This is a genomic window from Amycolatopsis sp. NPDC059657 (assembly GCF_042734395.1).
Lineage (GTDB): Bacteria > Actinomycetota > Actinomycetes > Mycobacteriales > Pseudonocardiaceae > Amycolatopsis.
Genome location: NZ_JBHWEB010000206.1, coordinates 1 through 9680 on the forward strand (window position 1 = coordinate 1; position 9680 = coordinate 9680).

At 66.4% G+C, this 9680-nt stretch carries 10 protein-coding genes; 3 read left to right on the plus strand and 7 right to left on the minus strand.

Annotated elements, in window-relative coordinates:
- Positions 1-31: 31 nt before the first annotated feature.
- Together ACFV15_RS46660 and ACFV15_RS46665 are read right to left on the minus strand one after the other, a co-directional pair.
- A complete protein-coding gene (locus ACFV15_RS46660; protein ID WP_378359764.1) occupies positions 32-1972 on the minus strand; it encodes a UvrD-helicase domain-containing protein in 1941 nt (646 codons plus the stop codon).
- A gap of 86 nt (positions 1973-2058) precedes the next feature.
- On the minus strand, positions 2059-3648 hold the full coding sequence (locus tag ACFV15_RS46665) for a tetratricopeptide repeat protein (protein ID WP_378359766.1): 1590 nt from the start codon (positions 3646-3648) through the stop codon (positions 2059-2061).
- Positions 3649-3666: 18 nt separating this feature from the next.
- Between ACFV15_RS46665 and ACFV15_RS46670 the strand changes: the two genes are divergently transcribed.
- Both ACFV15_RS46670 and ACFV15_RS46675 read left to right on the plus strand, forming a co-directional pair.
- A complete protein-coding gene (locus tag ACFV15_RS46670) occupies positions 3667-3981 on the plus strand; it encodes a hypothetical protein (RefSeq protein ID WP_378359768.1) in 315 nt (104 codons plus the stop codon).
- A 160-nt stretch (positions 3982-4141) separates the two neighbouring features.
- The gene (locus tag ACFV15_RS46675) at positions 4142-5524 is read left to right on the plus strand and encodes an aminotransferase class I/II-fold pyridoxal phosphate-dependent enzyme (RefSeq protein ID WP_378359770.1); all 1383 of its coding nucleotides are present in this window, start codon (positions 4142-4144) and stop codon (positions 5522-5524) included.
- A 228-nt stretch (positions 5525-5752) separates the two neighbouring features.
- Here the strand turns inward: ACFV15_RS46675 and ACFV15_RS46680 are convergent, their stop codons facing one another.
- From ACFV15_RS46680 to ACFV15_RS46700, 5 genes are all read right to left on the minus strand, one after another.
- A complete protein-coding gene (locus ACFV15_RS46680; RefSeq protein ID WP_378359771.1) occupies positions 5753-5974 on the minus strand; it encodes a response regulator transcription factor in 222 nt (73 codons plus the stop codon).
- A gap of 85 nt (positions 5975-6059) precedes the next feature.
- Positions 6060-6857, minus strand: coding sequence for a helix-turn-helix domain-containing GNAT family N-acetyltransferase (locus ACFV15_RS46685; RefSeq protein ID WP_378359773.1), 798 nt, complete (start codon positions 6855-6857; stop codon positions 6060-6062).
- Between the two features lie 12 nt (positions 6858-6869).
- Positions 6870-7280, minus strand: coding sequence for an arsenate reductase ArsC (locus tag ACFV15_RS46690; RefSeq protein WP_378359774.1), 411 nt, complete (start codon positions 7278-7280; stop codon positions 6870-6872).
- Complete coding sequence (gene arsB, locus ACFV15_RS46695; protein WP_378359776.1) at positions 7270-8340, minus strand: ACR3 family arsenite efflux transporter; 1071 nt, start codon at positions 8338-8340, stop codon at positions 7270-7272. The genes ACFV15_RS46690 and arsB overlap by 11 nt, the downstream gene beginning before the upstream one ends.
- Positions 8337-8690: an ArsR/SmtB family transcription factor gene (locus ACFV15_RS46700; RefSeq protein WP_378359781.1), complete on the minus strand. Its 354-nt coding sequence runs from the start codon at positions 8688-8690 to the stop codon at positions 8337-8339. The genes arsB and ACFV15_RS46700 overlap by 4 nt, the downstream gene beginning before the upstream one ends.
- A 79-nt stretch (positions 8691-8769) precedes the next feature.
- Between ACFV15_RS46700 and ACFV15_RS46705 the strand changes: the two genes are divergently transcribed.
- Positions 8770-9234: an ArsI/CadI family heavy metal resistance metalloenzyme gene (locus ACFV15_RS46705; protein ID WP_378359783.1), complete on the plus strand. Its 465-nt coding sequence runs from the start codon at positions 8770-8772 to the stop codon at positions 9232-9234.
- The last annotated feature ends 446 nt before the right edge of the window (positions 9235-9680 follow it).

Below are 9680 nucleotides of genomic sequence, written 5' to 3' on the forward strand. Positions count from 1 at the left end.
TGGTTCGGCCGGTTCTAACCGGCCGTACCACTCACGACCCGCTGTCCGTGACGATGCCCCACCACAGGAAATCGCGGGCGCGGGTGGCCGCGACCAGTGACTGACGGCCGCGTAGTTCGGCCGACTCTTCCTCCGCGGCCTTCCCGATCGGTTCGCGATGCGGGAACTGGACGACGAAGACGGCTTGGAAGTCGAGCCCCTTGGCCCGGTGCACAGTGCCGACCTTCAGCTTGTCGTCGGATTCGCCCGTGTACTCGTCGAGCGGCAGCCACGGAATCCCGGCTTCACGCAACAGCTTCGTGCACTGAACGAGCGCACGGCGGTGGAACACGATCAGCGCCGTCTGCCCGAGCGGGACGGAAAGCCCCTTGAGCCGAGCGAGAAGTTCGGTACGAAGGTCATCGGCGGAACCGCGCCAGGCACGGGTCTCGCCGCCGGAGTTCGCCGACTCGGCGTCGAGCAGAGCGACGCCTTGATCGCCGTCGAGGTCGTCGACCTGGTTCGTCGCGTCGAACCGCTGGGCGAACGAGAGCACCTCGGTGCGGTTGCGGTAGTTCACGCGCAGCACTTCGCCGCGGCCTTGGATGGGAATACCGGCGTCGGAGAGCCGCCAGCCGCCCGGATAGACCTGTTGCTGGCCATCGCCGACCAGCAACAGGCGATTCGGGCCGTCGCCCGCGAGCTGGCTGAGCAGCCGCAGGCCCAGCAGTGTGATGTCCTGGACCTCGTCCACCACTACGGCCGCGTAGCGCTCGGGCAGCGGGCGCGCGGTGAGTTCGTCGAGCGCGATGCTGATCATGTCGTTGTAGTCGTGCAGGTTCTTCTCGGCCAGTTTGTCTTGGTAGGTCTCGAAGAAACGCCAGACCAGTTCCTTCTGGTTGGTGCCGAGCCGCAGTACCCGGCCTTTCCGTGGAGCTTTGACGTAGTCGTCCAGCGTCGTGATGCCTCGGCCTTTGATGACGCGATCGATTTCGGTGCGCCAGTATTCCGAGGACCGTTCAAGCGGCTCGAGTAGTTCGCGGTGTGCCGACCATGCCTTGCTGAAAGCCGTCGTGACCTGCGCCGAGTGGACCTTCACGCTCTTGCCGCGGTTCTCGAGCAGCCGCCGCAGCCAGGCATGCAGGTGGACGAACTCGACCCGGTCGGCGACTTCCGGCGCCAGCCTGCGGAACGACGCCTCGTTCACGGCGGGCAGGGTGCGCACGAACGTCGTGAACAGCAACGGCCCGGTGGATCGCCTGGCCAGGTGCCGGAGCCGATGCAGCGCGACCACGGTCTTGCCGGTGCCCGCCGGGCCGCTGATCCTGGCCGGTCCGTTGTAGTGACGCGAAACGATGGCCTGCTGCTGAGGATGCAGGAACGTGAGCCAGGCGTCGAACGGCCGCAGCTGCGCGGCGCTGATCTGGTCCGCCGTGAGGTCTTCCGCGGCGAGCAACCCTGCCGTGTCCCTGTCGGGCTTGGCCATGCCGATCTTCATCGGAAGGTATTCGGCGAGCCGTTCGCCCGCCTGCTTGGCGATGATGTCGACCTGGCGCCGGGTGAGATGCACCGCGTCGCGCTGGAAGAGCTTGCGCAGCTCGGATTCCGCGAGCGTCCAATATGGACCGGTGCCGCGCGGCCCGCGTCCGTTTCCCGTGCCTGGCACGACGAGCACGAAATGAATCGACGTGCCGTGGAGAACTTGCCCGCGATAGTCGCGGATACCGGCGCAGCGTTCTTCGGCATGGCGCATCACGGACTGGAACGAGGCATCGTCTGGCGCGGTTTCGGCGATCATCACGGCGAACACGCCGGTCGGGCCGATGACGAACGCGTCGGCCTTGGCCTCGTCCGGCATGCGCCGGTGCGCCAGCAGATGCCAGTTGCCCGTGGTGCGTGCGAGCATCGCGGTGAGAACCCTGCGGCGCAGCGAATCAAGCTTCGGAAACGCCTGGGCCAGCAGCTTCACCGACTCCTGATCGGCGACTCTCATCGCGTGCCTGCTCAGGTTCACGTACCCTCCCCGTCGTGACGAACCGGCGGCGTATTCCCGGCCACTGTCACAAAGGTACGTGATCGTCAGGCGATCGTAGTGCCCATCGCGAGTGCGTCGAGTTTGTCGAGCAGTTCGGCACGGTCCGCGCTGGGTAGTTCGAGCGCTCGCCGATAGTTCTCGGCCGCTTTCTCGCGGTGCCCCGCCGCCTCCAGCGCCACGCCGCGGTTGAACCAGAGCGCACTGTCTTCCGGCGTTCGCTCGATCGCCTGGGTGAGCTTTTCGATGGCGGCCGCGAAGTCACCCTCGTCGTAGTCCAGGATCGCGGTGTTGACCAACGCCGGAGTCAGCGACGGATCACGCTCGAGAGCCTCGGCGAACAGTTCGCGTGCCGCCGCGGGATCGTTGTCCGCCAGTAAACCCTTGGTGCACAGCAGATGTGCGTTCCCAGGATCGAGTGCGAGGCCGTGTTCGACGTCGGCCGCCGCGGCCTCGTGTCCGCCGGTCTCGACCAGCAGCGCTGCCCGGTTGACAAGGGCGTCGAGGTGATCCGGATCGAGTTCGAGTACGTACCCGAAGTCCGCGAGAGCGCCTTCGATGTCACCACGCGCCGCGCGGATGTCGCCACGACTGTAGTACGGCTCGGGCCAAGGTGCGCTCAGCGCCATAGCTTGCTCGTAGCCCGCGACCGCGACTTCGTCGTCGCCACGCTGCCGCGCGCATCCGGCGCGGTAGTAGTGGTACTCGGGGAAATACGGGTCGTGGGCGATGGCGGCGGTGAAGCCCTGCCACGCCTCGTCGAGGCGGCCGAGCGTCTGGAGCACGCGGGCACGGTTGAGGTACACCACGGCGCGATGCTCCCTGGCGCTGTCGGGGAGTTCGGCTTCGAGGATCCGGATGGCCTCGGAGGTCAGCTCCAGCGCGTCTTCGGGACGGCCCATCCGCAGCATGAGGAGCGCGAGTGCGTTGCGCTGGAACGAACGCGGGAAAGCCTCGCCCAGTTCGTCCGCCAGCTTCACGGCTTTGCGTACGAGCGCCTCGGCGTGGCGGAGGTCGCGGCGGCCGGGTTCGTGGAACGTCGCGTACAGCATCGCCAGCGAGTAATGCGTGCCGAGCAGGACATTCGGATCCGCCGCGTTCTCCTGAAGCTCCAGCAGGATTTCCTCGGCGAGAACCGGATTCGTCTTGCGCACACTGAACGCGTGCAGCATCCGGATCCGGCGGTAGTCGTGCGAGGAGTCCGGGGTGGCTCTCTCGGCGAGCGTGGCGGCGGCCGCGAAGTCACCACGCTCGATGCGGTCACCGACGGCGTCCACGGTCGGCTCCTCCGGCGCGGCTGATGGTCCATAGTGGATAGTGACCGATTTCGCGCGCCGCTGCAGGATCGCCCGCAGTTCACTGTCCGCCGGGTCGATGGTGAGGGTGACGGGACCGGTGCGTTCCGCATAGGCCGCGAGCAGTTCGGCGACGCCGTGTGCGGCGCGGCGGCCGATACCGTCCTGGAATCTCGTCCGTTCTTCCCACAGCGCACCCGCGGTCAGCGTCACGGGGACCGGGCCGACGAGATCCGCGAGGTCCGGCGTAAGGGCCAGGATCGCGTGGCGGTGTTTCGCCGTCAAGTCAGGATGTTCGCGGTGGATGCGGGGAACTAGATCGCGCAGGAGCGTCACGGTCATCGCCTTTCGCCGGAGTCCGTGAAGGCCGCGACGGCCTTCACGGACGTGCACTGCGCCGGTCAGCGGCTGAACGGGAAGGTGTACATCGCGGTGCTGCTCGTGACCGCGGCCGGGCCGGTCTTGCGAGCGCTGGCCTTCTTCATGGATTTCTCCTCACTGCCGAAGGGACCTTCGGAGAATCACCCACCCGGTGCCGGTACTGACCCGGCACGGCCGGCATTCCGCCCGATCGCCGCCGGTTCCCGCCCGATGGGGCGGCCGTTCGTCACTGAGAGCAGGTCTTACGTGGCGGCGCACAGCCGCAATCCGCGCTTGTCTGAAACGATGGCGTAAGAGTCCGCGTTTTACTGAAAGAGTCGGACATTCTCGACGCTTCCGAGGTGTTGGAAATTGATTACGTTTTCCTAGCGCTGAAACTTCTTGTGGAAAGTTGTGGTTCCTGGTGAAACTGGGGCACGTACAGGAGAAATAATACTTCAAAGGTGTGAGTCATATGGCGGTCATCCCGTCGGCATTGCCCGCGTCCGGCGTAGCTGAAGAAGTGGTTGCGGACCGTTTTCCGGTGGACACTTCGGCTGTCCGCGCGGGCGATTCCGCGCTTGAGGTCGATTCGAATCGGTTCGCGAGGATGCGCGGGATCGACTTGCTTGGCCGTGACGCCCCGATGTTGCGTTGGCAGCGGGAGCGTGCCGAGCATGGCGTCTGGCCGTACTTTCGCAGCTTCCGGACATCGTTGAGGCCGCATGCTGTCGCGGTCACCGAGGATGGACGGATCACCGAGGGACTCAACTTCGGCTGTCAGGACTATTTGTCGCTGAGTACGCATCCGCGGGTTCACGAGGCGGCGGGGAAGGCGCTGCGGGACTTCGGGCCCATCGCCGCGGGCGCGCTGGGGCTCAATGGTGGTAACCCGCTGGGCACGGAACTGGCGGAGGGGCTCGCGACCATGCTCGGTTTCGAACATGGTCTGCTGTTCCCGACCGGCTGGGCCGCCGGCTACGGCACCATCCAGTCGATGATCAGCAAGTATGACCATGTGGTGCTCGACAAACTCGCACACAATTCCCTGCGGCACGGTGCCGCGGCCGGGACACGGAACGTCAGCTATTTCGAGCATCTCGACAATGACTCTTTACGGGCTAAGCTGCGGGAGATCCGCGGCGGCGACGCGAAGAACGCGATTCTCGTGGTGACCGAGGGTATTTTCTCGATGGACTCCGATGCCGCGGATCTTCGGGAGCTGATCGGCATCTGCCGTGAGTTCGACGCGGTGGTCATGGTCGACGTCGCGCACGATTTCGGTGCCACCGGTCCGGACGGTCTCGGGCAGCTGGGGGCGCAGGGGGTTCTCGGCGAGGTCGACCTCGTGGTCGGAGCGTTTTCCAAGTCTTTCGCCACGACCGGCGGGTTTTTGGTGACCAGGTCGGCGTCGGTGTTCGAGCATGTCCGGCTTTATGGAGGCCCGCAGACATTTTCCAGTGCGTTGACGCCGGTGCAGCTCGCGGTGGCGCTGGAGGCTTTGCGCATCATCCGGTCGGCGGAAGGTGAGCGCCGCCGGGTGTCGGTGCGGAGGATGGCCGAGCGGATCCGGGAAGGTCTTGCCGGGCGTGGGTTGTATTGCATGGGTAACGTCGTCTGCCCGGTGATACCGGTGCTGATCGGATCGACGCCGACGGCGCGGCTGGCGTGGCGGCTGGTCGGTGAGCACGGGCTGATCACCAATCTCGCGGAGCCGCCCGCGGTCGCGTCGAACCAGGCGCGTTTCCGGCTGCAGGCCATGGCCGATCACACGACGGAGGATGCCGGGCGCGTCGTCGACATTCTCGACACGGCGATCCGGTCCGCCCAGGAGGCTATAGCCGGTCGCGACGTTTGAACATCACGTAGAGGCTTGCCGAGAGCAGCAGGATCACGCTGGTGGCGATCCAGAATCCCCAGGGTGTGCGGTGACGAACGCGGCGACCCCGGTCGTCGGGAGACGTCGGCGACGGGGAAGTCCTCGGCCTCGAGTACGCCGTTGCGGCAGAGCCTGGTGCGAACCATGACATGGAGGCTGTGCCGGCGCTGCCGGGTGAACCGCCGGTGCCGTGGCGGCCGTTCGTCACTAAGCCAGGCCACCGTCGTGCGCCAGAATCGCCACCTGGGTCCGGTTCGCGGCCCCGGGCTTGGCCATGATGTGTCCAATATGGACTTTGACGGTCGACTCGCTCAGCAGCAGCGCTTTCGCGATCTCGCCGTTGCTGAGTCCCTGTCCGATGTGGGCGGCGACGTCGCGTTCACGCGCGGTCAGCTCGGCGAGTTTGGTACGGGCGAGTTCCCCGGTCACCACCGCAGGCCGTACCGCGAACGAGAGATTCTCGACGCCCTCGCCGTTTCGATACCGTCGAGAAGGTCAACCGCGGACTCCGGTCTTAGCGCTGGCTTCGGCGTTCGACGAGGACGACGTCACGCCAGCGCCCATGATGGGCGCCGACTCGCTCGCGGATGCCGACTTCCCGGAACCCGGCGCGCCGGTGCAGTGCCAGGCTGGCGGTGTTCTCCGGGAAGATTCCACTTTGGATGGTCCAGATCCCGTCCGCCTCGGTCGAGGCGATGAGCCGGTTCAGCAGCGCGATGCCGACGCCGCGCCCGTGCGCGCCCGGATCGACGTAGACGCTGTGTTCCACAACGCCTGCGTAAACACACCGGGAGGACACCGGGGTGACGGCGATCCAGCCGAGCACGCGATCGGTGTCGTCGAGCGCGACGAACCGATGCGAACGCATGCGGGTGGCGTCCCAGGTGGCCCAGTCGGGTGCGGTGGTTTCGAAGCTGGCCTCACCGGTGTCGAGCCCGGCTTGATAGATCGCGAGAATCGCGTCGGCGTGGTCCTCGGTCGCCGGGACGATCCGGATGGCCGAGCCGGCGGGGACCGCGGGGCGCGGTCCGGCCATGACAACGTCGGCCGCGGCCGCGAGGCCGGCCACGCAACGCTGATTGACCTGGTAGAACCGGGCGGTGCCGCGCGATTCGGCGAGCACGAACCGGGCTTCGGTGAGGACCTTCAGGTGCGCCGAGACCGTCGACTGCCCGACCGCCACCTGGTCGACGAGCTGCCCGACGGTCAGGGGCGCCCCGGCGGCGAGCAGGTTCAGGATCTGCACGCGCGTCGGGTCCGCCAAGGCGCGGAACCAGCCTGCGTAGGTCTGCGCGGACTCTCGATCCAGCACCTCGGCCTCCTTCTATCGTTTATCGACGATAGACGATAGCTCGGCGAGAAGCGACTGAACACGCAGGTCGATGTCATCGCGGATGGCGCGCACGGCGTCGACACCCTGCCCGGCGGGGTCGTCGAGTTGCCAGTCGAGGTAGCGCTTGCCGGGGAAGACCGGGCAGGTGTCGCCGCAGCCCATGGTGATGACGACGTCGGAGGCTTCGACCGCGTCGGTGGTGAGGCGTTTGGGGAGTTCGCGGGAGACGTCGATGCCGAGTTCGGCCATGACCGTGACGACGGCCGGGTTGATGGAGCCGGCCGGCGCGGACCCGGCGGAGCGGACATGGACGCGGCCTTGGGCGTGGTGGTGCAGCAAGGCGGCGGCCATCTGGGAGCGGCCCGCGTTGTGGACGCAGACGAACAGGACCTCAGGAATCATGGGAACTCCGGGTTCGCAGTGCGAGTGAGACATAGACGAGCGCGACGAGCACGGGGACCTCGATGAGCGGGCCGACCACCCCGGCGAGCGCCTGGCCGCTGGTGGCGCCGAAGGTGGCGATCGCGACGGCGATGGCGAGCTCGAAGTTGTTGCCGGCGGCGGTGAAGGCGAGCGTGGTGGCGCGTGCGTACCCGAGCCCGGCGGTCTTGCCGAGCAGGTAGGCACCCGCCCACATGATCGCGAAGTAGGCCAGCAGCGGCAGCGCGATCCGTACCACGTCCATGGGCCTGCTCGTGATCTGTTCTCCTTGCAGCGCAAAGAGAATCACGATGGTGAACAGCAGTCCATAGAGCGCGGCCGGGCCGATCTTCGGCAGGAACTTCGCCTCGTACCAGTCGCGTCCCTTGGCCTTCTCTCCGAATCGGCGGGTCAGATAGCCCGCCAGCAAAGGGATTCCGAGGAAGATCAGGGTACTTTTCGCGATCTGCCAGCCGGAGACGGCGAGGTCGGCCTGCGGCAAGCCGAGCCAGCCGGGCAGGACGGAGAGGTAGAACCAGCCGAGCACGCCGAACATGAGCACCTGGAACACCGAGTTGAGCGCCACGAGCACGGCGGCGGCCTCGCGGTCCCCGCAGGCGAGGTCGTTCCAGATGATGACCATCGCGATGCACCGCGCGAGCCCGACGATGATCAGCCCGGTGCGGTACTCGGGCAGATCCGGCAGCAGCAGCCAAGCGAGCGCGAACATCAACGCCGGGCCGACGATCCAGTTCAGCGCCAGCGACGTCCACAACAGGCGTTTGTCGCGAGTGACCGTGTCGAGCCGGTCGTAGCGGACCTTCGCCAGCACCGGGTACATCATGATCAGTAGCCCAAGCGCGATCGGCAGCGAGATCCCGTCGATCGAAACCGCGTTCAGCACGGTGTTCAGCCCGGGAACGACGCGGCCGCCGAGCAGGCCGACGACCATTGCGGCGCCGATCCAGACCGGCAGGAACCGATCCAGCGTCGAGAGTTTCCCGACGACGCCCGTCACGGCGGGTTCCTCGGTGACGCTCACGCTGACACCCCGGGGACCAGCACGGCGGAAAGGCGTGCGAGTACTTCGGGGTGGACTCGGTAGTAGACCCAGGTCCCGCGCCGTTCGCCGTCGATCAGCCCGGACTCGCGCAGCACCTTGAGATGGTGCGAGATGGTCGGACCGGTGACCTCGAACGCGTCGGTCAGATCGCACACGCACGCCTCGCCGCCCTCATGGGACGCGATCAGCGAAAGCAGCCGCAGCCGGATCGGGTCGGAGATGGCCTTGAACACCCTCGCCAGCTCGACGGCCTGCGGTTCCGACAGTGGTTCGCGGGCCAGTGGGGAGCAGCAGGCGTCCATCGCCGCCAGCGGCAGTTGCTTCGACATACGTCTATCTTGACAGACTTCTATTTAGGGGGCAATCTAGGTCTTACTTAGATGAACATCTATTCAAGGGAGACCGCTCATGTCCCGCGTCCAGCTCGCCCTCCGCGTCGGCGACCTCGAAGGTTCGATCGACTTCTACTCGAAGCTGTTCAACACCTCGCCCGCGAAGCTGCGGCCCGGCTACGCCAACTTCGCCATCGCGGAGCCGCCGTTGAAGCTGGTGCTTCTCGAAGGCGAGCCGGGGCAGGCCACCGTGATGGACCACCTTGGCGTCGAGGTCGAATCGACCGACCAGGTCAGCGCGGCCAGCAGTCGTCTCACTGGGGAAGGCCTGGACACGCTGACCGAGGACAACACGACGTGTTGCTATGCCGTGCAGGACAAGGTCTGGGTGCACGGTCCCGGCCAGGAGCCGTGGGAGGTCTACACGGTCAAGGCTGACTCGGCGACGTTCGGCGAGGACAGTGCCGCGCTCGCCACCCCGGCCACCTGTTGCCAGCCTGAGGCCGACGAATCCAAGCAGCCGCAAGGTTGCTGTGCGTAGTAGAAGCGCCCCGGGGTCGTGAGCGTTGCGAGCGGTTCCATTGGGCGGAAGCGCAAAGGCGTCAGGTGCTGGGCGACCTCGCCGGGGCTTGGTGTGTGGGTTTCGCGTCGTCTAACGCCCCAAAACCCACACACCCCAGCCGATCGGGGTCGTCAGCATGGGCGAGTGGTAACTCTGCTCCGTTAGCTGCAGCTGTGGCGCAGCGCCTGAGGCCCCGAGCCTGTCGGTCAGTGAGGCGTGAGGTGATTTTAGGTCGTTCAAGTTCCTAAAAGCTCCTCACCTCCGCCCCCGCGCCGGTCTAGCAAAGCTAGGCCTGACATCACGACTTCGTTGGGGAACGCTGGCTGTGGTGGGGGGGTGTTTTGGGGGGGGGGGGCGCCCCACCAGAGCCCCCCACCCACACCCCCGCCGCAACGCGGGGGGGTATATAAAAAAAAAAAACCCCC